This is a genomic window from Pseudomonas sp. GZD-222 (assembly GCF_049310525.1).
Taxonomy (GTDB): Bacteria; Pseudomonadota; Gammaproteobacteria; order Pseudomonadales; family Pseudomonadaceae; genus Aquipseudomonas.
On sequence record NZ_JBMOWO010000042.1, the window covers coordinates 1 to 23,747 of the forward strand.

Below are 23,747 nucleotides of genomic sequence, written 5' to 3' on the forward strand. Positions count from 1 at the left end.
GGGGGAGGTTGTGTCCATTGGAAGGGAGGGGGAAGAAGACACCCCCCCCCCCCCCCCCCCCCCCGCTCCCACTGGCTGCCTCCCACATTTACTGCAGACAAACAAAAACGCCCCCGGCCTTGCGACCGGGGGCGTTTTCGTTTCAGCCGGGCTTAGTTAGCCTTGGCTTTCTTGGCAGCGCGGGTACGCTCGCCTTCGTCGAGGATCTTCTTACGCAGACGGATCGACTTAGGAGTCACTTCGCACAGCTCGTCGTCCTGGATGAATTCCAGAGCCTGTTCCAGGGTGAAGCGAACAGGTGGAACCAGAGCGATGGTTTCGTCTTTACCCGAAGCACGCATGTTGTCGAGCTTCTTGCCCTTGGTAGGGTTGACGCCCAGGTCGTTGTCACGGCTGTTCAGACCAACGATCTGACCGTTGTAGATCTCCTGACCGTGCTCAACGAACAGCTTGCCGCGAGCCTGCAGGGTTTCCAGGGAGTAGGTCAGTGCCTTGCCGGTCTCTACCGATACCAGTACGCCGTTCTGACGACCGGACATGTGGCCGGACTTCATCGGAGCGTAGCGATCGAAGATCGAGGTCAGGATGCCTGCACCGTTGGTCAGGGTCAGGAACTGGTTACGGAAACCGATCAGACCACGGGCTGGAATGTTGTATTCCAGACGTACACGGCCCTTGCCATCCGGAACCATGTTGGTCAGGTCGCCTTTACGCAGACCCATCTCTTCCATGACCTTGCCCTGCGAATCTTCAGGGATGTCGATGGTGACGTTTTCGAACGGCTCGTTCTTGACGCCGTCGACTTCACGGATGATCACTTCCGGACGACCAACGCCCATTTCGAAGCCTTCGCGACGCATGGTTTCGATCAGTACCGACAGGTGCAGCTCACCACGGCCGGAAACCTTGAACTTGTCAGCCGAGTCGCCTTCTTCAACGCGCAGTGCAACGTTGTAAAGCAGCTCTTTGTCCAGACGTTCCTTGATGTTACGGGAAGTCACGAACTTGCCTTCTTTACCGCAGAACGGCGAGTCGTTGACCTGGAAGGTCATCGAAACGGTTGGCTCGTCAACGGTCAGCGGCTTCATCGCTTCAACTGCGTCCGGGGAGCACAGGGTGTCGGAGATGAACAGCTCGTCGAAACCGCTGATGCAGACGATGTCGCCAGCCAGGGCTTCTTCGACGTCAACGCGGTGCAGACCGTGGTGACCCATCAGCTTCAGGATACGGCCGTTACGCTTCTTGCCGTCGACGTCGATAGCGACAACCGGGGTGTTCGGCTTGACGCGACCACGAGCGATACGGCCAACACCGATAACACCCAGGAAGCTGTTGTAGTCCAGAGCCGAGATCTGCATCTGGAACGGACCGTCACGGTCAACAGCTGGCGCTGGAACGTTGTCGACGATCGACTGGTACAGCGGGGTCATGTCTTCGGCCATTTCGGTGTGGTCCAGACCGGCAATGCCGTTCAGGGCCGAGGCGTAGACGACTTTGAAGTCCAGCTGTTCTTCGGTGGCACCGAGGTTGTCGAACAGGTCGAAGATCTGGTCCAGAACCCAGTCAGGACGCGCGCCCGGACGGTCAACCTTGTTGATCACGACGATCGGACGCAGGCCGGCTTCGAAGGCCTTCTTGGTCACGAAACGGGTTTGCGGCATAGGGCCGTCTTGGGCGTCGACCAGCAGCAGCACGGAGTCAACCATCGACATTACACGCTCAACCTCGCCACCGAAGTCGGCGTGGCCGGGGGTGTCGACGATGTTGATGTGGTAGCCGTTCCAGTTGATGGCGGTGTTTTTCGCCAGAATGGTAATACCGCGCTCTTTTTCCTGGTCGTTGGAGTCCATGACGCGCTCGTCGTTGAGCTCGTTACGCTCCAGAGTGCCGGACTGACGCAGGAGTTTGTCGACCAGAGTGGTTTTACCATGGTCAACGTGGGCGATGATGGCGATGTTACGCAGATTTTCGATCACGTGTGTATCTCGATCAGAGGATTCGGGTTGCCGCCCAGTCTAGGCGGCGAATATGAATGAATGGCGCTCAACGGGCCCGCAGGTCGGGAGGGCGATGGCGGATGCTCCCGCCATATAGCCCCGGCGTTTTATGTCGGACGATAAACGCGCACATTGGCATGTCCCTCACTGAGCAAATGATGGGCATGCAGGCGACTCATCACACCCTTGTCGCAATACAGCAGGTACTGGCGCGTAGCGTCCAGTTCCTTGAAGCGACTGTTCAGGGCGTAGAACGGCAAGGCCTTGACCTCGATGCCGTCCAGTTCCAGGGGCTGGTCTTCCTGGGCATCGGGGTGACGAATATCAATCACCACCTGCCCGGCCAGCGCCTGGCTGACTTCTTCGATCTGGATATCCTGGCTGAGTTCATCGATCACATGGTCGATGGAGATCAGGCGAGCGCGCTCCAGGGCGCGCTCGAGCACGGCCATGTCGAACTGCTTCTCTTCATGGTCAACACGATGACGCTTGGCACAGGTGGTCGGGTTCACCGAAATCACGCCGCAGTACTCAGGCATGTGCTTGGCGAACTCGGCGGTGCCGATCTGGTTGGCCTGGTCGATGATGTCCTGCTTGTGGCTGGCCAGCAGCGGGCGCAACACCAGCTTCTCGGTGGCCGAGTCGATCACTGCCAGGTTCGGCAGGGTCTGGCTCGACACCTGGGAAATCGCTTCGCCGGTGACCAGCGCATCGATCTCGAGACGGTCGGCAATGTTGGTCGCCGCACGCAGCATCATGCGCTTGAGGGTCACGCCCATGTAGCTGTTGTCGACCTTGCCGAGGATCTCGCCGACCACTTCTTCGAACGGCACGCTGACGAACAGTACGCGCTGGCTGCTGCCGTATTTCTTCCACAGGAAGTGGGCGACTTCCATCACCCCCAGCTCGTGGGCACGGCCGCCAAGGTTGAAGAAGCAGAAGTGGGTCATCAGGCCGCGGCGCATCATCTGGTAGGCCGCCACGGTGGAGTCGAAGCCACCGGACATCAGTACCAGGGTCTGCTCAAGGGCGCCCAGCGGGTAGCCGCCGATGCCCTTGTGCTGGTTGTGAATCACGTACAGGCGCTTGTCACGCACCTCGATGCGCACCTCGACCTCGGGGTTGCGCAGGTCGATACCGGCGGCGCCGCACTGCTGGCGCAACTGGCTGCCAACATAACGGTCGACGTCCATCGAGGTGAAGTCGTGGTGGCCGCCACGCTTGCAGCGTACGGCGAAGTGCTTGCCGGCCAGCAGGTGGCCGAAGTGGGTTTTGCACTTGGCGACGATGTCGTCGAAGTCACCCAGCGGGTACTCGTCGACCTGCAGGAAATGGGCGATGCCCGGCATGCAGGTCAGGCGCTCGGTCATCTCGCGCAGGACTTTCTCGTCCTCGATGCGGGTGACCACCTCGAGGTTGTCCCAGACACCGTCAACCGCGAGCGCAGGATCGAGGTCCTTGAGCACGGTGCGGATGTTGCGGCCCAGTTGACGGATGAAGCGCTTGCGAACCGGGCGGCTCTTGATGGTGATCTCTGGGAAGACTTTTACGATTAGTTTCATGAAAAACTGTGCGCGAGCTGCCGACTAAAAAAGTGGGGCGCGGATTATAGCGGAAATTGCTCAAGGTTTAACCAATTATCGTACAGAAGGTTTTGCTCGCACCAAAATGAAGCATTGCGCTTCATTTTCGCCTCTTAAGTGTGCACAAATTGTCCGACATTCCGCCGTAATCCCCCTGAAACGCTTGGGATTGGGGCGAGGATTCCAAACCGGGGCACTGGCATGCAATTTGCTCCCTTGTGATGCAGGTTGCCTTGGCCGACTATTCGCGCCCGGCATCACCCAATTTCAAGGGCTGCACAGGCAAGCTCTACCCCACCCGGAGGACACTATGTCGAAGTCGGTTCAACTCATCAAAGATCATGACGTTAAATGGATTGATCTGCGCTTCACTGACACCAAGGGCGTACAGCACCACGTGACCATGCCGGCCCGTGATGCGCTGGACGAAGACTTCTTCGAAGTCGGCAAGATGTTCGACGGTTCCTCCATCGCTGGCTGGAAAGGTATCGAGGCCTCGGACATGATCCTGATGCCGGTCGACGAAACCGCCGTGCTGGACCCGTTCACCGAAGAGCCGACCCTGATCCTGACCTGCGACATCGTCGACCCTTCGAGCATGCAGGGCTACGACCGTGACCCGCGCGCGATCGCCAAGCGTGCCGAAGAGTACCTCAAGAGCACCGGCATCGGTGACACCGTGTTCGCCGGCCCAGAGCCTGAGTTCTTCATCTTCGACGAAGTGAAATTCAAGTCGGACATCTCTGGCTCGATGTTCAAGATTTTCTCCGAGCAAGGCTCGTGGATGTCCGACCAGGACGTTGAAGGCGGCAACAAAGGCCACCGTCCAGGCGTCAAAGGTGGCTACTTCCCGGTTCCGCCGTTCGACCACGACCACGAAATCCGTACTGCCATGTGCAACGCACTGGAAGAAATGGGTCAGACCGTCGAAGTCCACCACCACGAAGTGGCGACTGCCGGCCAGAACGAAATCGGCGTCAAGTTCAACACCCTGGTGAAGAAAGCTGACGAAGTAATGGCCCTCAAGTACGTCGTGCACAACGTTGCCGATGCCTACGGCCGCACCGCCACCTTCATGCCGAAGCCGCTGTACGGCGACAACGGTTCGGGCATGCACGTTCACATGTCCATCTGGAAAGAAGGCAAGAACACCTTCGCAGGCGAAGGTTATGCCGGTCTGTCCGACACCGCCCTGTACTTCATCGGCGGTATCATCAAGCACGGTAAGGCCCTGAACGGCTTCACCAACCCGTCGACCAACTCCTACAAGCGTCTGGTTCCAGGCTTCGAAGCTCCGGTAATGCTGGCCTACTCGGCTCGCAACCGTTCCGCTTCGATCCGTATCCCTTACGTTTCCAGCCCGAAAGCCCGCCGTATCGAAGCGCGCTTCCCGGACCCGTCGGCCAACCCGTACCTGGCCTTCGCCGCGCTGCTGATGGCCGGTCTGGACGGTATCCAGAACAAGATCCACCCAGGCGATGCCGCCGACAAGAACCTGTACGACCTGCCGCCTGAAGAGGCCAAGGACATCCCGCAGGTTTGCGGCAGCCTGAAAGAAGCCCTGGAAGAGCTGGACAAGGGCCGTGCGTTCCTGACCAAGGGCGGCGTGTTCTCCGACGACTTCATCGATGCCTTCATCGAGCTGAAGAGCGAAGAAGAAATCAAGGTCCGCACCTTCGTACACCCACTGGAATACGAGCTGTACTACAGCTGCTAATCCACTGACGGTGTTACGCCATCAAAGAGAGGCCTCCTTCGGGAGGCCTTTTCTTTTTCTGACACAGGCATGCGTATCAGCCGACAGGTAAAACGCTCAGAAGGCGGCACACTGGCATTCTTCCCGTAAGGACACCCGATCATGCGCACACCGCTACTTGCCCTCTTGCTCACTCCCCTGCTCCTCACCCAAGGTTGTGCTTCGCCACCGCCGCCAAACAACGCACTGCAGCGCGTGCTGAACACAGTGGAACAACGCCTGGACATCGCCGAAGCCGTTGCCTTGAGCAAATGGGACTCCGGCCAACCGATACAAGCGACTGAACGCGAACAGCAGGTTATTGCTGGCGCCCAGGCTCAGGCCACACGCTTTGGCATCGATGGCCAGCGGGCAGCCGAATTCTTTGCCGACCAGATCGAAGCCAATAAACTGCTCCAGTACAGCGCGCTGTCCCGTTGGCATGCGACAGGCCGCGCACCTGCAACGCCGCGCATTGATCTGGCAAAGCAATTACGCCCGCAGCTGGACCGCCTGCAACGAACCTTGCTCAGCGACTTGGCCGAGTTCGATCGCAACCGACCCGAGCCTTGTCCGCCCGCACTGGCCCAAGCCATCGAACAGCGAGAGACAAGCCCGCAACAAACCCTGGCACTGATCCGCGCGACCGCCCATTTGTGCTCCCCGCAATAAATCTTCCTCTATGCTCTATATTGGTGCACGCAACCGCGTACACCTGAACAAACCAGCCCATTTTGGTTCAAGCAAACGGCCAGATCAGGGCTTTGTAGCCATATTTAGCGCAATTACAGGTCTTTTTCCGGCGGATCCGCTTCTTTTCGGAGCCTTGGTTTGTTTTTTGCATTTTCTTGTCACCAGCAGACAACCAGCGCCCGCGACCCTGGCCCAGCCGGGGTCGTCATGAGCCAAAAGAGGTCACCGACGCCCCATGACCATCAGCGATGCCCTGCACCGACTGCTACTGGACAACCTGACGACTGCCACCATCCTGCTCAGCGCCGAGTTGCGCCTGGAGTACATGAACCCGGCAGCGGAGATGCTCCTGGCCATCAGCGGCCAGCGCAGCCACGGGCAATTCATCAGCGAGTTGTTCACCGAATCACCTGAAGCGCTCAATTCCCTGCGCCAGGCGGTGGAGCACGCGCACCCGTTCACCAAGCGCGAAGCGCAGTTGACCTCGCTGACCGGCCAGACCCAGACCGTCGACTATGCGGTAACGCCGATCCTCAGCAGTGGCCAGACTTTGCTGCTGCTTGAGGTGCATCCCCGCGACCGGTTGCTGCGCATCACCAAGGAAGAGGCCCAGCTGTCCAAGCAGGAAACCACCAAGCTGCTGGTGCGCGGCCTGGCCCACGAGATCAAGAACCCGCTGGGCGGCATTCGCGGCGCGGCGCAATTGCTGTCGCGGGAATTGCCCGAAGAAGGCCTCAAGGATTACACCAATGTGATCATTGAAGAGGCCGATCGCCTGCGCAACCTGGTCGACCGCATGCTCGGTTCGAACAAGCTGCCGTCACTGGCAATGACCAACATCCATGAAGTGCTGGAGCGGGTCTGCAGCCTGGTCGAGGCTGAAAGCCAGGGCGGTATCACCCTGGTGCGCGACTACGACCCGAGCCTGCCGGACGTGTTGATCGACCGCGAGCAGATGATCCAGGCCGTCCTCAACATCGTGCGCAACGCCATGCAGGCCATCAGCGGCCAGAACGAGCTGCGCCTGGGCCGTATCAGCCTGCGCACCCGCGCCATGCGCCAGTTCACCATCGGCCACACCCGGCATCGCCTGGTGGCCAAGGTCGAAATCATCGACAACGGCCCGGGCATCCCCGCCGAACTCCAGGAAACCATCTTTTACCCCATGGTCAGCGGCCGTCCGGACGGTACCGGGCTGGGCCTGGCCATTACCCAGAACATCATCAGCCAGCACCAGGGCCTGATCGAATGTGACAGCCATCCAGGCCACACCACCTTCTCGATCTTTCTGCCGCTGGAACAAGGAGCCACCGCCTCATGAGCCGTAGTGAAACCGTCTGGATCGTCGACGATGATCGCTCCATCCGCTGGGTCCTGGAAAAAGCCCTGCAACAGGAAGGCATGACCACCCAGAGTTTCGACAGCGCCGACGGCGTCATGAGCCGCCTGGCCCGGCAACAGCCGGACGTAATCATCTCCGACATCCGCATGCCCGGCGCCAGCGGCCTGGACTTGCTGGCGCAGATTCGCGAACAGCACCCGCGTCTGCCGGTGATCATCATGACTGCCCATTCGGACCTCGACAGTGCCGTGGCCTCCTATCAGGGCGGTGCGTTCGAGTACCTGCCCAAACCGTTCGACGTCGACGAGGCCGTGTCGCTGGTCAAGCGCGCCAACCAGCACGCCCAGGAACAGCAGGGCCTGGACATTGCTCCGAGCCTGACCCGCACCCCGGAGATCATCGGCGAGGCGCCGGCGATGCAGGAGGTGTTCCGCGCTATCGGCCGCCTCAGCCACTCCAATATCACCGTGCTGATCAACGGCGAGTCGGGTACCGGTAAAGAGCTGGTCGCCCACGCCCTGCACCGCCACAGCCCACGCGCCGCCTCACCGTTCATCGCCCTGAACATGGCGGCGATTCCCAAGGACCTGATGGAGTCCGAGCTGTTCGGTCACGAAAAAGGCGCGTTCACCGGCGCGGCCAATTTGCGGCGCGGCCGCTTCGAACAGGCCGATGGCGGCACCCTGTTCCTCGATGAGATCGGCGACATGCCGGCCGACACCCAGACCCGCCTGCTGCGTGTTCTGGCCGATGGTGAGTTCTACCGGGTCGGCGGTCATGTGCCTGTGAAGGTCGACGTACGGATCATCGCCGCGACCCACCAGAACCTGGAAACCCTGGTGCAGGCCGGCAAGTTCCGGGAAGACCTGTTCCATCGCTTGAACGTGATCCGCATCCATATCCCGCGCCTGGCTGACCGTCGTGAAGACATTCCGACCCTGGCCCGCCATTTCCTCGGTCGCGCCGCCCAGGAGCTTGCGGTTGAGCCCAAGCTGCTCAAACCCGAGACCGAAGAGTTCATGCGCAACCTGCCTTGGCCGGGTAACGTGCGCCAGCTGGAAAACACCTGCCGCTGGATCACGGTAATGGCTTCGGGCCGTGAAGTGCACATCGGCGACCTGCCGCCAGAACTACTCAACCTGCCGCAAGACAGCGCTCCGGTAACCAACTGGGAACAGGCTCTGCGCCAGTGGGCCGACCAGGCCCTGGCCCGCGGCCAGACCAACCTGCTCGACAGCGCCGTGCCAAGCTTCGAACGGATCATGATTGAGATCGCCCTCAAGCACACCGCTGGCCGCCGTCGCGATGCCGCGGTATTGCTCGGCTGGGGTCGCAACACCCTGACGCGCAAGATCAAGGAATTGGGGATGAAGGTCGCCGGCGGTGAAGAGGACGGCGACGACGAAGCCTGATGGGACTCGGGTGGGAGCGGGCTTGCCCCGCGATGGCGGCTTGTCAGTCAATCGTATCGCGGGGCAAGCCTGCTCCCACCGCCCCCGCATGCACCGAACCTGTGCCCGATGCACCGCAGCAAGGCACACATTCCCGGCGAAACTCGCTCCAAGCCCTCAAACACGCCTATTTGCGGGCTGCAATAAAACTGGCACACACCCTGCATTAGTATCAGTACTTCCAGTTTTGGGGGCCTTGGTACAGGCAGGCCGGGGATTCCCCTCTTTTATTCGTGCAGTCTCACCTGTACGCGCCAGCGCCCATCGTCCTCTGCTCCGGCCCAGTTGCCGTGCAGGGGACGGGCCGCGACCAGGGTCACCAGCAACCCGCCATCACTTTTCTGCACCCGCCAGCTGACGGGCTTGCCCTGCTGGCGCAACTGGCCTCGGGCCACCTTGCCTTCCGCCTCGAACAGCAAAGCCAACGTACCGTCGACTTCTTCGCCGTGCAGCTTGGGTTCTTCGTTGAACCACAGGTCCAGCCCGCCTTCGACCACCTGTACCTGCTCCAGCACCCGTGGCTCGGGCGCGGTCAGGCGCCCGATCATCAAGCCCACCAACATGCCGAAAATTGCCAGGGAAAACAGCACGCGCGGCCATTGTTGGGAACGCGGGTCCGGTTCAGGAGTAGAATGCTCGCCATCTTTATGCTCGGAGCCGTGCATGTTTCACGTCATCCTCTTTCAACCAGAGATTCCGCCGAATACTGGCAATATTATAAGGCTGTGCGCCAACAGCGGCTGTCACTTGCACCTGATCGAGCCCATCGGCTTCGAGCTGGACGACAAGCGCCTGCGCCGCGCCGGGCTGGACTACCACGAGTATGCCACCCTCAAGCGCCATGCCGACCTTTCGAGCTGCCTGGAAAGCCTCGGCCAGCCACGCCTGTTCGCGTTCACCACCAAGGCCTCGCACCCTTACCACGAAACAGCCTTCCAGCCCGGTGACGCCTTCCTGTTCGGCCCGGAAAGCCGTGGCTTGCCTGCCGAGGTACTGGACAGCCTGCCCGCCGAGCAACGCTTGCGCCTGCCGATGCGGCCGGGTTGCCGCAGCCTGAATCTGTCCAATACCGTGGCAGTGACGGTGTATGAAGCCTGGCGCCAGCAAGGTTTTGCTTGAGCCAAGAAAAAAGCGCCCCTCAGGGCGCTTTTTCATTGCATTTGCAACAGGCTTACTGCAGCGAAGGGGCTTCGCCAGCTTCCTGCATGCGTTGCATTTCCTGAGCGTACAGAGCGTCGAAGTTGACCGGCGACAGCATCAGGGCCGGGAACGAACCACGGGTCACCAGGCTGTCCAGCGCTTCACGCGCATACGGGAACAGGATGTTCGGGCAGAACGCACCCAGAGTGTGGCTCATCGACGCCGCGTCGAGGTTCTTGATCAGGAAGATACCGGCCTGCTGGACTTCAGCAATGAAGGCAACTTCGTCACCATTCTTGACGGTGACCGACAGGGTCAGCACCACTTCGTGGAAATCGCCTTCCAGACCTTTTTGCTTGGTGTTCAGGTCCAGGGCAACACTCGGCTCCCACTGCTGACGGAAGATCGCCGGGCTTTTCGGCGCTTCGAACGACAGGTCACGCACATAGATGCGCTGCAGGGAGAATTGAGGGGTGCTTTCGTCGGCTGCGGCTGCTTCGTTGTTCTGTTGATCAGTCATGACAGATCCTTCTTTCCAGGGTCTTTAATAGGGGTTCTGGTTCAAGCCTTGAGCAAACCGTCGAGTTTACCGGCGCGCTCAAGGGCATACAGGTCGTCGCAACCGCCGACGTGGGTGTTGCCGATCCAGATCTGCGGCACCGAGGTACGGCCGGCCTTCTGGCTCATTTCGGCGCGCACTTGGGGCTTGCCATCGACCTTGATCTCTTCGAACGCCGCACCTTTGCTTTCGAGCAGGTACTTGGCGCGCGAGCAGTAAGGGCAGTAGTCGCTGGAGTAGACGATGACGTTGGCCATATCACTTCACCAGCGGCAGGTTATCGGCTTTCCAGCTCGACACACCACCGGACAGCTTGGCGGCGGTGAAACCGGCCTTGAGCAGTTCGCGGGCAGTGGTGCCGGCGTGCTGGCCCATGGCATCGACCACGATCAGGGTCTTATTGGCCTTGTGCTTTTCCAGCTCGCCGATACGTGCGGCGAATTTGTCCTGGGGAATGTTCAGGGCACCGACGATATGACCCGCTGCGTAATCCTTGGTCGAGCGGATGTCGATAACCAGGCCTTTATCGCTGTTGACCAGTGCGGTCAGTTCGCCAGTGCTCAGGCTGCGTCCGCCTTTGCGCGCTTCGGTGATGATCAGCAGCACCAGCAGAACGACGAAGATACCAACCAGCAGATAGTGATTTGTTGCGAATTCAATCAGGTGAGCAACCATCGGAGGGTGTTCCAGGCCATTAAAAATGTTGGCCAGTATACACAGCCCCCAAGGTCGGCCAAAGCCCGCCTGACCGGGTTGTCGGCAGTAATTCTCATCCAGGCCCTGCAGTCCGTCGGCCAGCGGCCGGTGGCGAACAAGGTTAATTCGTCATTCATGACCAATTTGCCCTAAAATGCGTGTCTTTATCATCTGAACAACCGTGAGTGGGATTGATGACGAGCACGCCAAAACCTTTGGTCCTGATCATCCTGGATGGTTTCGGTCACAGCGAAAGCCACGAATACAACGCCATCTATTCGGCCAACACGCCGGTCTACGATCGCCTGCGCGCTACCCAGCCGCACGGCTTGATCTCCGGCTCCGGCATGGATGTCGGCTTGCCTGACGGGCAGATGGGCAACTCCGAGGTTGGCCATATGAACCTCGGTGCCGGCCGTGTGGTGTACCAGGACTTCACCCGGGTCACCAAGGCCATCAAGGACGGCGAGTTCTTCGATAACAGCGTACTCTGCGGCGCCGTCGACAAGGCTGCCAGGGCCGGCAAGGCCGTACATATCCTCGGCCTGCTGTCCGATGGCGGCGTGCACAGTCACCAGGACCACCTGATCGCCATGGCCGAACTGGCCGCACAGCGTGGCGCCGAAAAAATCTACCTGCACGCCTTCCTCGACGGTCGCGACACTCCACCGAAAAGCGCGCAATCGTCCATCGAGCTGCTCGACGCCACCTTTGCCAAACTGGGCAAAGGCCGTATCGCCAGTCTGATCGGCCGCTACTTCGCCATGGACCGCGACAACCGTTGGGACCGCGTCTCGGCGGCCTACAACCTGATCGTCGACAGCGCCGCCGAATACACCGCCGACAACGCCCTGGCCGGCCTCGAAGCGGCCTACGCCCGTGGCGAAAGCGATGAATTCGTCAAAGCCACGCGCATCGGCGAAGCGGTCAAGGTCGAAGACGGCGACGCGGTGATCTTCATGAACTTCCGCGCCGACCGTGCCCGCGAACTGTCGCGGGTGTTCGTCGAAGCCGACTTCAACGAGTTCCCACGCGCACGCCTGCCAAAACTGGCCGCTTACATCGGCCTGACCCAGTATTCGGCGAAAATCCCGGCCCCGGCCGCTTTCGCTCCGGGCAGCCTGGACAACGTGCTCGGCGAATACCTGGCAAAGAACGGCAAGACCCAACTGCGTATTGCCGAAACCGAGAAGTACGCCCACGTCACCTTCTTCTTCTCCGGCGGTCGCGAAGAGCCGTTCGAAGGCGAAGAGCGCATTCTGATCCCGTCGCCGAAGGTCGCTACTTATGACCTGCAGCCGGAGATGAGCGCTCCGGAAGTCACCGACCGCATCGTTGAAGCCATCGAGCAGCAGCGTTACGACGTGATCGTGGTCAACTACGCCAACGGCGACATGGTGGGCCACAGTGGCGTGTTCGAAGCCGCAGTGAAAGCGGTCGAAGCCCTCGACCTGTGCGTCGGACGCATCGTCGAAGCGCTGGACAAGGTCGGCGGCGAAGCCCTGATCACCGCCGACCACGGCAACGTCGAGCAGATGGAAGACGCCTGCACCGGTCAGGCGCACACCGCGCATACCACCGAGCCGGTGCCGTTCATCTATGTCGGCAAGCGCGCTGTACAGGTCCGCGAGGGCGGTGTGCTGGCCGATGTCGCGCCGACCATGCTCAAGCTGCTGGGCCTGGAAAAGCCTGCAGAAATGACCGGTACGTCGATTCTGATCGACGCCTGAAGCGGCTAAACCGGCCGCAACGGTCGGTTTTCCGGACAAACGCCTCAATGCAGTTGCCTTGAGGCGTTTTTTTTGCAAGCCGCGGCGGGCATACTAGGCCAGTCTCTATCCCTGGTGTCGCCCACTCCATGTTTCGCGCCTTGATTGTTCTAGCCCTGTCTTGCCTGCTCAGCCCGGCGTTTGCCGATGAGCGCGCGCAAACCCAGCAGCAACTCGACGCCACGCGTCAGGACATTGCCGAGCTGAAGAAAATGCTCGGCCAGTTGCAGCAGGAAAAATCCGGTGTGCAGAAAGACCTGCGCAGTACAGAAACCGACATCGGTAAGCTGGAGAAGCAGGTGGAGGCCCTGCAACAGGAACTAAAAAAGACTGAAGGCGAACTGGAGCGCCTTGATCACGAGAAAAAAAAACTCCAGAGCGCCCGCGTTGAACAACAACGCCTGATTGCTATCCAGGCCCGTTCGGCCTATCAGAACGGCCGCGAGGAATACCTCAAGCTGCTGCTCAATCAGCAGAACCCGGAAAAATTCGCTCGCACCCTGACCTATTACGATTACCTGAGCCAGGCGCGCCTCGAGCAGTTGCGCAACTTCAACGAAACCTTGCGCCAGCTGGCCAACGTCGAGCAGGACATCAGCTTGCAGCAGGCCCAGTTGCTGGCTCAGCAGGGCAACCTCGACGCCCAGCGCCAGGAACTGGAAAAAGTACGTAGCGAGCGCCAGCAGGTGCTGGCCAAGCTGAACACCGACGTTAAAGCCCGCGACCAGAAACTCCAGGCGCGTGAGCAGGATCAGGCCGACCTGAGCAAAGTCCTCAAGACCATCGAGGAAACCCTCGCCCGTCAGGCCCGTGAAGCGGAAGAAGCACGCCAGAAGGCCCTGCTCGCAGCCCAGGAGGCAGAGAAGCAGCGCCAGCGCGAAGCCCTGGCAGCCAACCGCGAGGCGCCGAGCAAGCCCAAGGCAGTCCTCGGCCCGTTGGTTTCCAACAACGGTGAGACCTTCGGCGGGGCTTTTTCTTCTGCCCGTGGAAAACTTCCATGGCCAGTCAATGGTCGATTGCTGGCACGCTTTGGCGAAACCCGCGGCGATGACTCGCGGGCAAAATGGGATGGCGTGATGATCAGCGCTTCTCCTGGCAGCCAGGTGCGCGCCGTGCACGGCGGCCGGGTGGTATTTGCCGACTGGTTGCGCGGCGCTGGACTTCTGGTCATTCTCGACCATGGTAATGGTTACCTGAGCCTGTACGGCCATAACCAGAGCCTGCTCAAGAGCGCCGGAGACGTCGTCAAGGCCGGCGAGGCGATTTCCACCGTCGGCAACAGCGGCGGCCAGGACAGCTCGGGCCTGTACTTCGCCATCCGTCAGCAAGGTCGCCCAAGCGACCCCGCACAATGGTGCCGTGCCCAGGGATAGGTACCACCACCCCTTTTTGACGGTGTAGCGCACAATTGAGCTATACCGAGGCTCCAGCCGGAGCGCTACCAGGATCAGGAGTTCGTTCGACATGCTGCATTCGCCTCGCCTCACCTCGCTGGCCCTGACCATCGCTCTGGTCCTCGGCGCGCCCCTGGCCCGGGCGGCCGAGCCCGCCAAGCCGACCTCGGTGCCGGCCACGACGGTATCGGCTACCACCAAGGCGCCACTGCCGCTGGATGAACTGCGTACCTTTGCCGAGGTCATGGACCGGATCAAGGCGGCCTATGTCGAACCGGTAGACGACAAGACCCTGCTGGAGAATGCCATCAAGGGCATGCTCAGCAACCTCGACCCGCATTCCGCCTACCTCGGCCCGGAAGACTTCCAGGAACTGCAGGAAAGCACCAGCGGCGAGTTCGGTGGCCTGGGCATCGAAGTTGGCATGGAGGACGGCTTTGTCAAAGTGGTATCGCCGATCGATGACACCCCGGCCTCCCGTGCCGGAATCGAGGCGGGTGACCTGATCGTCAAGATCAACGGCCAGCCGACCCGCGGCCAGACCATGACCGAAGCGGTCGACAAGATGCGCGGCAAGATCGGCGAGAAGATCACCCTGACCCTGGTCCGTGATGGCGGTACGCCTTTCGACGTAACCCTTGCCCGCGCGGTGATTCAGGTCAAGAGCGTGAAAAGCCAGCTGCTCGAAGACGGCTACGGCTATATCCGCATCACCCAGTTCCAGGTCAAGACCGGCGAAGAAGTCGGCAAGGCCCTGGCCAAGCTGCGCAAAGACAATGGTAAGAAGCTGCGCGGCCTGGTCCTGGACTTGCGCAACAACCCCGGTGGCGTCCTGCAGTCGGCGGTGGAAGTGGCTGACCACTTCCTGACCAAAGGCCTGATCGTCTACACCAAGGGCCGAATAGCCAACTCCGAATTGCGCTTCTCTGCCGACCCGGCCGACGCCAGCGAAGGTGTGCCATTGGTGGTGCTGATCAACGGTGGCAGTGCCTCGGCCTCGGAAATTGTCGCCGGCGCTTTGCAAGATCAGAAACGCGGCGTGCTGATGGGTACCGACAGCTTCGGCAAAGGCTCGGTGCAAACCGTGCTGCCGCTGAACAATGACCGCGCGCTCAAGCTCACCACTGCGCTGTATTACACCCCGAATGGCCGCTCGATCCAGGCCCAGGGCATCCTCCCGGATATTGAAGTGCGCCAGGCCAAACTGACCGCTGAGGCGGACAACGACAACTTCAAGGAAGCCGACCTGCAAGGCCACCTGGGTAACGGCAACGGCGGTGCTGATCGACCTTCAGGCAGCAGCAAGCGCAAAGAACGCCCACAGGACAATGACTTCCAGCTCAGCCAGGCCCTCAGCCTGCTCAAGGGTTTGAGCATTACCCACAGCAAGTGATCCCCTGCATGCGTTACCTGCTTCTCCTGCTGTGCCTGTTTGGCGGCGCCGTGATCGCGGCGCCCGCCCAGCAGGGCAAGGCCTACATGAGCCTGATCATCGACGATCTTGGCCAGAGCAGCGCCCGCGATAGCCGCACCCTGGCCCTGCCCGGCCCGGTGACCATGGCGATCATGCCCGACACCCCGCACGCTACTGAATTTGCCCGCCAGGCCCACAAGGCGGGCAAAACGGTGATCCTGCACATGCCCATGGACCCGGCCACCGGCCCTTACGCCTGGCATCCCGGCACGCCATTGCCGGAGCTGGCCCAGCGCCTGGATGCCGCCCTGACCAAGGTGCCCTACGCCGCCGGGATCAATAACCACATGGGCAGCCGCATGACCTCGCAAGCCGAGGCCATGGCCTGGCTGATGGGCGAACTGCAGCGCCGCCACCTGTTCTTTGTCGACAGCCGCACCAGCGCCGCGACTGTCGCGGCGGCCAGCGCCCAGTCGATCGATCTGGCGCAGGTCTCACGGGATGTATTTCTCGATGATGTGCGTACCCCCGAAGCCATAGTCCGGCAATTGCAGCTGGGCATCGAACTGGCGCGTAAACAGGGTTCGGCCGTATTGATCGGCCACCCCTATCCGCAAACGCTCGAGGTGCTGGAACGGGAAATGCCCCGGCTAAAAAGCCAGGGCATTGAACTGATCAATATTCAGCAAATGATATCCGAGCGTAGCAACCAGGCCATGCCGGCACACGGCCGACAGGGCCGTTACACGAATCGATGAATGTCTCAGTCGAAGGGAATGATGCCCTCCACATCCTGCAGGCGCAGTTCACTACGGTAGATTTCCAGCAGGTCCTTCCCCGGACCTGCCGCTCGCAATTGCGCCTCCCGGCCCAACTTGCGCTTCCACCAGACCTTGAGATGACCTTTGCTGAATTGCTGTCCAGAAGTCTCGGCGCTCGGGTAATGGAAGTGCGCTTCCCACAATCCATCGCCTTTACTCTGCCCTGCCTCAGGGAGACGTCGGACTTCGTATACATCCAGGTAATCGCTGGATGACAATGCTTTGCGGTGTACCGCCGGTTCGATTGTGATTCGTTGCTCCTGATACGGAAAGCGCAGGCTGTTCGCCGTTGGGTACTGGGTATTGAGATAAAGGCTGGTGAGCATGTCGCGCCGCGCATTGCTCAAACGGCGGATGTTGCCATCCAGCTCCTCAATCAGCTCGTCATCAGGAGCAGATCGCGGCAAGGCCGCCAACGCCTCCTTCAGTTTCTCTGTATGCCCCTCAATCCCGGGCAAAACGGCTGGCGAACTGCAACGCCACGGCTTGCTTGAAATCCAGAGCCGCAAGGCTCGTTGCGTGGTTGCTCATGAACGTAAGACTCCTCAGCAATGGGTAGGCGCCCACGCTACCCAGCCGTTCATTTGCAGCGGTGCTACATATTGCTGGCCTGCAGGGCCTGAAAACGAAAAAGGCCCTGTTCTTGCGAACAGGGCCTTGCTTTCACTCAGCGCAGGTTAGCTGTAAACCCGCCCGAGCAACTGGCGATGGCTCTCGAACTGATCGAGCACATCACGGGTGATCTGATCAGGCGTGAAGCCCATCAGGTCGTACTCCTGGCTGCCGTTGTGCAGGTACACCTCGGCACGGTAGAAGCGCTGGCGTACTTCGCTTTCACCTTCGACCGGCGCTTCACTTGGCGCGGCCAGGTAGCCGTCCAGGCTCACTTCGTAGACGAAAGGGTTGCCCTCTTCCATCATCACCCGCAGACCCATGGTCGAACGCGACTGGCCGACGCGGGTCTCAACCTCGACGCCGAGGTTGCGCAGTTGCACTGCCGCCTCTTTCAGCGCCGGGCTGACCTGCTTGTCCATGAAACGCTGGACAATCGCCTGGGTCGGCTGCAGGTCGAGCTGGCTCAAGCGCTCGCTGAAACCGCGACGACCGCGGGCCGCCAGCTCGGCTTGCTCCTGTTCAACCTGGCTGTCCTGTTTCATGGCCTTGTACAGGCCGAACATGAACAGCACCAGCACCACCGAGAACGGCAGGCCGGCCAGTACCACCATGGTCTGCATGGCGGCGAAGTTGCCGGCAAACAGCAGACCGATGGTCACCAGGGTGATCACCACCGACCAGAACACCACCATCCAGTGCGGCGCGTCCTCGTCAACCTGGCCGCCTTTGCACGACAGGTTGGCCATCATCACCGCGCCAGAGTCGGCCGGGGTGAGGAACAGCACGAAGCCGACGAACACCGCTACACCAATGACAATCTTCGCTGCAGGGAAGAATTCCAGCAGTTGGTAGATCGACATCGACGGCTGCTCGAGCGCAGTCTTGCCCAGCTCCACGGCGCCATGGTTCATCACCAGGTCCAGCGCGGTGTTGCCGAAGATCGACAGCCAGGCCAGGGTGAAGCCCAGCGGGATCAGCAGAACCCCGGCAACCAGTTCACGCACGGTGCGGCCCTTGGAAATACGGGCGATGAACATGCCGACGAACGGGCCCCAGGAAATCCACCAGGCCCAGTAGAACACGGTCCACAGCCCCAGCCAGCGCTCGGACTTGCCCGCTTCGCTTTCGTAGACGTAGAGATCGAAGGTCTTCAGCACGATGCCGTTGAGGTAGTCGCCGATGTTCTGTACGAAACCGTTGAGCAGGTGCAGGGTGTCACCGGCCAGCAGGACGAAGATAAGCAGACCGCTGAACAGGATGATGTTCAGGTTCGACAGACGACGAATGCCGTTCTCCACGCCGGACACTGCGGCCACGGTGGCCACAGTGGCCATGACCAGAATCACGATCAGCAGGTTGGTCTTGCTGTGGTCCATGCCAAACAGGTATTCCAGGCCCGAAGACACCTGCATCGAACCGATGCCGAGGTTGGTCACCAGGCCCAGCAGGGTCACGAACATGCCGAAGATGTCCACCGCATGACCGGCGCCACCTTTGACCCAGCGCTCGCCCATCAGCGGGTACAGCGCCGAGCGCAGTGCCAGCGGCTGGTTGTGACGGTAGGCAAAGTAGCCCACGGCCAGACCGACCAAAGCATAGATCGCCCAGCCGTGCAGGCCCCAGTGCAGAAAGGTCAGTTGCAGGCCCTGGCGCGCCGCCTCGGCGCTGGCTGAGGCGCCTTCTGGCGGGTTGAAGTAGTGATCCAGCGGCTCGGAGGCGCCGAAGTACAGCAGCGAGATACCGATCCCCGAGGAGAACAGCATGCCGGCCCAAGCGCCGTAGCTGAAGTCGGGTTTATCGTCCTTGCCGCCAAGCTTGAGCTTGCCGAAATTGGAGAAGGCCAGGACGACCACGAATACCAGGTAGCCGCCGATCACCAGCATGTAGTACCAGCCGAAGCTGCGGGTCAGCCAGGTCTGGGCGACGTTGAGCACTTCGCCGGCTTTCTCGGGTACAGCGATAAGCAAGGCAGTCAACACAAGGATCAGCAACGCTGAGGTGATGAACACCACGCTGTTGACCCGGACCCTCTCGGTGGGGGTCTTGATAAGGGAGGCAGAACTCATTGCACGTAGGCTCCGGGCAGTGCGAGAGAAACGAAACGACCTTTGCCTGAGCAAATGGTGCAATAGCCCCACTGCGTCAGGTGTTATAAAAGCACCTTGGAAAACCGTGATCCCGAATCGATCGCGTTGAAAAAAACAGACCAAAAACCCCGCTCCGAGGGTTGGCCGCGCAGTCATTGACCGTTCGGCAGATCTGCTCAACGCGCCGTTCACACCCGTCAACACCTTGTATTCCGGGGGTTCCACGCCTTTTTGGGGTGCCAATTTGGGCCAACTGACGGTAGGAAAATCCTGTCAATGGCACAGATTGTCGCAGAGCTTATTCTTTGTTGATTGAACGTTCAATCAAAACAAAATAGACTGGCCTTCGCCGAGGCAGCCGCTCGTCGACTGCTCGCAGGCCTGAGGAGATTTGCAAGATGCCCAAGGTCGGTATGCAACCCATTCGCCGTCAGCAGTTGATCGAAGCCACATTGCTGGCCATCGACCAGGTCGGCATGGGTGACGCCAGCATTGCGCTGATCGCCCGTTTGGCCGGTGTGTCGAATGGCATCATCAGTCACTACTTTCAGGACAAGAACGGCCTGATCGCAGCGACCATGCGGTACTTGATGAGCGTGCTGAACGAGAACGTCGTCGCCAACCGGCAGGCGCTCAAGGACAACAGCCCGCGTGCCCACCTGCAGGTGATCATCGAAGGCAACTTCGACGCCAGCCAGGTCAACGGCCCGGCAATGAAAACCTGGTTGGCCTTCTGGGCCTCCAGCATGCACCAGCCGTCTTTGCACAGGTTGCAGCGGATCAACGATCACCGCTTGTATTCCAACCTGTGCTGCCAGTTCCGTCGCGCCCTGCCGTTGCCTGAAGCACGCAGCGCAGCCCGCGGACTGGCAGCGTTGATCGACGGTCTGTGGCTGCGCGGTGCGCTGTCCGGAGACGCCTTCGACACCGACCAGGCGAAGCAAATCGCTTACGAATACATGGATCTACAACTGGCGAAACAGACGAGCCCGGACACGCAAAACCAGGCCTCTGAACCACCGCGCGCCGCGAATGCCAAACAAGCAGGAGCGCTGCACGGATAGCCAAACACACATATGCACTTGCGAGGACACTATGGCCCGTTTCGAACTGCAAAAACTCTACATTGATGGTGGTTATGTCGACGCTTCCAGCGACGCTACCTTCGACGCCATCAACCCGGCCAACGGCGAAGTCCTCGCTCAGGTGCAACGCGCTACCCAGGCAGACGTCGAGCGCGCAGTAGAAAGTGCCGAGCGTGGCCAGAAAGTCTGGGCTGCCATGACCGCCATGCAGCGTTCGCGCATCCTGCGCCGCGCCGTCGACATCCTGCGCGAGCGCAACGATGAACTGGCTGCCCTGGAAACCCTGGACACCGGCAAGTCTTACTCGGAAACCCGCTACGTCGACATCGTCACCGGTGCTGACGTACTGGAGTACTACGCAGGCCTGGTCCCGGCCATCGAAGGCGAGCAGATCCCGCTGCGCGACAGCTCGTTCGTCTACACCCGCCGCGAGCCGCTGGGCGTGACCGTCGGTATCGGCGCCTGGAACTACCCGATCCAGATCGCCCTGTGGAAATCCGCACCAGCCCTGGCGGCCGGTAACGCGATGATCTTCAAGCCGTCCGAAGTCACCTCGCTGACCACCCTGAAACTGGCCGAGATCTACACCGAAGCCGGCCTGCCAGACGGCGTGTTCAACGTTCTGACCGGCAGCGGCCGTGAAGTCGGCACCTGGCTGACCGAACACCCGCGCATCGAAAAAATCTCCTTCACCGGCGGCACCACCACCGGTAAGAAAGTCATGGCCAGCGCCTCGAGCTCGACGCTCAAGGAAGTCACCATGGAACTGGGCGGCAAGTCGCCACTGATCATCTGCGAAGACGCCGACCTCGATCGCGCCGCCGACATCGCCATGATGGCCAACTTCTACAGCTCGGGCCAGGTGTGCACCAACGGCACCCGCGTGTTTATCCCTGCCTCGATGAAAGCAGCGTTCGAAGCCAAGATCGCCGAACGCGTTGCACGCATCCGTGTTGGCAACCCTGAAGACGAAAACACCAACTTCGGCCCGCTGGTCAGCTTCGCCCACATGGAAAGCGTGCTGGGCTACATCGCCAAGGGCAAGGAAGAAGGCGCACGCGTTCTGTGCGGCGGCGAGCGTCTGACCGAAGGCGAATTCGCCAAGGGCGCGTTCGTGGCTCCGACCGTGTTCACCGACTGCCGTGACGACATGACCATCGTCAAGGAAGAAATCTTCGGCCCAGTGATGAGCATCCTCTCCTACGAGACCGAGGAAGAAGTCATCCGTCGCGCCAACGATACCGAATACGGCCTGGCCGCCGGTGTCTGCACCAACGACATCAGCCGCGCCCACCGCATCATCCACCAGCTGGAAGCCGGTATCTGCTGGATCAACGCCTGGGGCGAGTCGCCTGCCGAAATGCCGGTTGGCGGTTACAAGCAGTCCGGTGTCGGCCGTGAAAACGGCGTGAGCTCGCTGGCTCAGTACACGCGCATCAAGTCGGTACAGGTAGAGCTGGGCAACTACAACTCGGTGTTCTAAGCACCCCTGTAGCCGCGCCCGGTCCGCAAGGCCCGGGCGCTCCCCGCTTTCCTGTCTACCGCCAAAATGAGGGAACAGAAATGTCCCATGAATTCGATTACATCATCGTCGGTGCCGGCTCTGCCGGTAACACCCTGGCGACCCGTCTGACCGAAGACGCAGGCGTCACTGTCCTGCTGCTCGAAGCCGGCGGCCCGGACTACCGCGCCGACTTCCGCACCCAGATGCCGGCCGCCCTGGCCTTCCCGCTGCAGGGTCGTCGCTACAACTGGGCCTACGAGACCGATCCAGAGCCACACATGGACGGCCGCCGCATGGAATGCGGTCGCGGCAAGGGCCTGGGTGGCTCGTCGCTGATCAACGGCATGTGCTACATCCGTGGTAACGCCATGGACTTCGACGGCTGGGCAGAACTGCCAGGCCTGGAAGACTGGACCTACCTGGATTGCCTGCCGTACTTCCGTAAAGCGGAAACCCGTGACATCGGCGCGAACGACTACCACGGTGGTGAAGGCCCGGTCAGCGTGACCACGCCTAAAGCCGGCAACAACCCGCTGTTCCACGCCATGGTCGAAGCCGGCGTGCAGGCCGGTTACCCGCGCACCGAAGACCTCAACGGCTACCAGCAGGAAGGTTTCGGTCCGATGGACCGTACCGTGACGCCTAAAGGCCGTCGCTCCAGCACCGCCCGCGGCTACCTGGACACCGCCAAGAAGCGCTCGACCCTGACCATCGTCACTCACGCCCTGACCGATCGCGTCGTATTCGACGGCAAGCGTGCCGTTGGCGTGACCTACCTGGTTGGCGCCAGCGAAGAGCGCGTTGAAGCCCGTGCCCGCAAAGAAGTCATCGTCTGCAGCGGCGCCATCGCCTCGCCGCAGCTGCTGCAACGCTCCGGCGTCGGCCCGGCCGAACTGCTGAAAAGCCTCGACATTCCGGTGGTCCACGACCTGCCGGGCGTCGGTGAGAACCTCCAGGACCACCTGGAACTGTACCTGCAGTACGCCTGCACCCAACCGGTCTCCCTGTACCCGTCGCTGCTCTGGTACAACCAGCCGGCCATTGGTGCCGAGTGGCTGTTCAACGGTACCGGCATCGGCGCCAGCAACCAGTTCGAGGCCGGTGGTTTCATCCGTACCCGTCCAGAATTCAAATGGCCGAACATCCAGTACCACTTCCTGCCGGTTGCGATTAACTACAACGGCAGCAACGGCGTACAGGAACACGGTTTCCAGGCGCACATGGGTTCGATGCGTTCGCCAAGCCGCGGCCGTATCCAGGCCAAGTCGAAAGACCCGCGCCAGCACCCGAGCATCCTGTTCAACTACATGGCTACCGAGCAGGACTGGCAGGAATTCCGTGACGGCATCCGCCTGACCCGTGAAATCATGGCCCAGCCGGCGCTCGACCCTTACCGTGGCCGCGAGATCAGCCCGGGCGCCGACGTGCAGACCGACGAAGAACTGGACACGTTCATCCGTGAGCACGCCGAAACGGCGTTCCACCCGTCCTGCTCGTGCAAGATGGGCACCGACGAGATGGCCGTGGTCGATGGCCAGGGTCGCGTGCATGGCATGCAGGGTCTGCGCGTGGTCGACGCCTCGATCATGCCGATCATCATCACCGGCAACCTCAACGCCACCACGATCATGATCGCCGAGAAAATCTCCGACAAGATCCGTGGCCGCCAGTCGTTGCCGCGCAGCACTGCCAAGTACTACGTCGCCAATGAGGCGCCGGTCAAAGGCAAGGCTATGCGTGAGGTCAAGCAGGCTTAATGCTTCGCGGGGCAAGCCCGCTCCCACCGTGGTTGTATTTAACCTGTGGGAGCGGGCTTGCCCCGCGATTAACCTCGCTCCAGACATAAAGAACAGGCACCCAAC

Annotated in this window: 20 protein-coding genes; 12 read left to right on the plus strand and 8 right to left on the minus strand. The window is 60.9% G+C overall.

From position 1 onward, the window contains the following. Positions 1-152 precede the first annotated feature (152 nt). Both typA and thiI read right to left on the minus strand, forming a co-directional pair. Positions 153-1,976 (minus strand): translational GTPase TypA, encoded by a 1,824-nt coding sequence (typA, locus tag ACO6VD_RS07040; RefSeq protein ID WP_400172303.1) that lies wholly within the window; start codon positions 1,974-1,976, stop codon positions 153-155. A gap of 128 nt (positions 1,977-2,104) precedes the next feature. Beyond that, positions 2,105-3,559: a tRNA uracil 4-sulfurtransferase ThiI gene (gene thiI / locus ACO6VD_RS07045; RefSeq protein WP_400172304.1), complete on the minus strand. Its 1,455-nt coding sequence runs from the start codon at positions 3,557-3,559 to the stop codon at positions 2,105-2,107. A gap of 331 nt (positions 3,560-3,890) precedes the next feature. Here thiI and glnA point away from each other — a divergent pair, with 331 nt between their 5' ends. From glnA to ntrC, 4 genes are all read left to right on the plus strand, one after another. Continuing rightward, positions 3,891-5,297 (plus strand): type I glutamate--ammonia ligase, encoded by a 1,407-nt coding sequence (gene glnA / locus ACO6VD_RS07050; protein WP_400172305.1) that lies wholly within the window; start codon positions 3,891-3,893, stop codon positions 5,295-5,297. 141 nt (positions 5,298-5,438) lie between these two features. Continuing rightward, on the plus strand, positions 5,439-5,987 hold the full coding sequence (locus ACO6VD_RS07055; RefSeq protein ID WP_422417927.1) for a chorismate mutase: 549 nt from the start codon (positions 5,439-5,441) through the stop codon (positions 5,985-5,987). A gap of 256 nt (positions 5,988-6,243) precedes the next feature. After that, on the plus strand, positions 6,244-7,329 hold the full coding sequence (gene glnL, locus ACO6VD_RS07060; protein WP_400172307.1) for a nitrogen regulation protein NR(II): 1,086 nt from the start codon (positions 6,244-6,246) through the stop codon (positions 7,327-7,329). Beyond that, positions 7,326-8,762: a nitrogen regulation protein NR(I) gene (gene ntrC / locus ACO6VD_RS07065; RefSeq protein WP_400172308.1), complete on the plus strand. Its 1,437-nt coding sequence runs from the start codon at positions 7,326-7,328 to the stop codon at positions 8,760-8,762. The genes glnL and ntrC overlap by 4 nt, the downstream gene beginning before the upstream one ends. Positions 8,763-9,028: 266 nt before the next feature. Here the strand turns inward: ntrC and ACO6VD_RS07070 are convergent, their stop codons facing one another. Then, positions 9,029-9,466, minus strand: a complete 438-nt coding sequence (locus ACO6VD_RS07070) for a hypothetical protein (protein WP_157194523.1) — start codon at positions 9,464-9,466, stop codon at positions 9,029-9,031. On the opposite strand from ACO6VD_RS07070, the gene ACO6VD_RS07075 reads away from it, so the two are divergent. Next, on the plus strand, positions 9,465-9,920 hold the full coding sequence (locus ACO6VD_RS07075; RefSeq protein WP_400172310.1) for a tRNA (cytidine(34)-2'-O)-methyltransferase: 456 nt from the start codon (positions 9,465-9,467) through the stop codon (positions 9,918-9,920). The two genes, ACO6VD_RS07070 and ACO6VD_RS07075, sit on opposite strands and share 2 nt — an antisense overlap. A gap of 52 nt (positions 9,921-9,972) precedes the next feature. On the opposite strand, the gene secB is transcribed toward ACO6VD_RS07075, so the two are convergent. From secB to ACO6VD_RS07090, 3 genes are read right to left on the minus strand one after another with little or no spacing between them, the layout of a single operon-like run. Then, entirely contained in the window at positions 9,973-10,461 is a 489-nt protein-coding gene (gene secB, locus ACO6VD_RS07080; RefSeq protein WP_422417930.1) for a protein-export chaperone SecB, read from the minus strand. Positions 10,462-10,502: 41 nt separating this feature from the next. Further along, a complete protein-coding gene (gene grxC / locus ACO6VD_RS07085; protein WP_107024930.1) occupies positions 10,503-10,757 on the minus strand; it encodes a glutaredoxin 3 in 255 nt (84 codons plus the stop codon). A gap of 1 nt (position 10,758) precedes the next feature. Further along, a complete protein-coding gene (locus ACO6VD_RS07090; protein ID WP_038615496.1) occupies positions 10,759-11,175 on the minus strand; it encodes a rhodanese-like domain-containing protein in 417 nt (138 codons plus the stop codon). Between the two features lie 215 nt (positions 11,176-11,390). Here ACO6VD_RS07090 and gpmI point away from each other — a divergent pair, with 215 nt between their 5' ends. From gpmI to ACO6VD_RS07110, 4 genes are all read left to right on the plus strand, one after another. Continuing rightward, the gene (gpmI, locus tag ACO6VD_RS07095) at positions 11,391-12,926 is read left to right on the plus strand and encodes a 2,3-bisphosphoglycerate-independent phosphoglycerate mutase (protein ID WP_422417932.1); all 1,536 of its coding nucleotides are present in this window, start codon (positions 11,391-11,393) and stop codon (positions 12,924-12,926) included. A gap of 128 nt (positions 12,927-13,054) precedes the next feature. Then, positions 13,055-14,338, plus strand: coding sequence for a murein hydrolase activator EnvC family protein (locus ACO6VD_RS07100; protein WP_422417934.1), 1,284 nt, complete (start codon positions 13,055-13,057; stop codon positions 14,336-14,338). 91 nt (positions 14,339-14,429) lie between these two features. Further along, the gene (locus ACO6VD_RS07105) at positions 14,430-15,752 is read left to right on the plus strand and encodes a S41 family peptidase (RefSeq protein ID WP_422417936.1); all 1,323 of its coding nucleotides are present in this window, start codon (positions 14,430-14,432) and stop codon (positions 15,750-15,752) included. A gap of 8 nt (positions 15,753-15,760) precedes the next feature. Next, entirely contained in the window at positions 15,761-16,531 is a 771-nt protein-coding gene (locus tag ACO6VD_RS07110) for a divergent polysaccharide deacetylase family protein (RefSeq protein WP_422417938.1), read from the plus strand. Between the two features lie 5 nt (positions 16,532-16,536). Here ACO6VD_RS07110 and ACO6VD_RS07115 read toward each other — a convergent pair whose 3' ends face one another. Both ACO6VD_RS07115 and ACO6VD_RS07120 read right to left on the minus strand, forming a co-directional pair. Next, complete coding sequence (locus ACO6VD_RS07115) at positions 16,537-17,103, minus strand: hypothetical protein (protein WP_422417940.1); 567 nt, start codon at positions 17,101-17,103, stop codon at positions 16,537-16,539. Between the two features lie 168 nt (positions 17,104-17,271). Further along, positions 17,272-19,275 carry a BCCT family transporter gene (locus ACO6VD_RS07120; protein WP_422417942.1) on the minus strand — a complete coding sequence of 668 codons (2,004 nt, stop codon included), beginning with the start codon at positions 19,273-19,275 and terminating at the stop codon, positions 17,272-17,274. Positions 19,276-19,694: 419 nt separating this feature from the next. On the opposite strand from ACO6VD_RS07120, the gene betI reads away from it, so the two are divergent. The 3 genes from betI to betA all read left to right on the plus strand — a co-directional run bounded on the left by betI (position 19,695) and on the right by betA (position 23,642). After that, a complete protein-coding gene (gene betI / locus ACO6VD_RS07125) occupies positions 19,695-20,360 on the plus strand; it encodes a transcriptional regulator BetI (RefSeq protein WP_422417944.1) in 666 nt (221 codons plus the stop codon). 31 nt (positions 20,361-20,391) lie between these two features. Then, complete coding sequence (gene betB, locus ACO6VD_RS07130) at positions 20,392-21,864, plus strand: betaine-aldehyde dehydrogenase (RefSeq protein ID WP_422417946.1); 1,473 nt, start codon at positions 20,392-20,394, stop codon at positions 21,862-21,864. Positions 21,865-21,944: 80 nt separating this feature from the next. After that, positions 21,945-23,642: a choline dehydrogenase gene (gene betA / locus ACO6VD_RS07135; protein WP_422417948.1), complete on the plus strand. Its 1,698-nt coding sequence runs from the start codon at positions 21,945-21,947 to the stop codon at positions 23,640-23,642. Positions 23,643-23,747 lie beyond the last annotated feature (105 nt).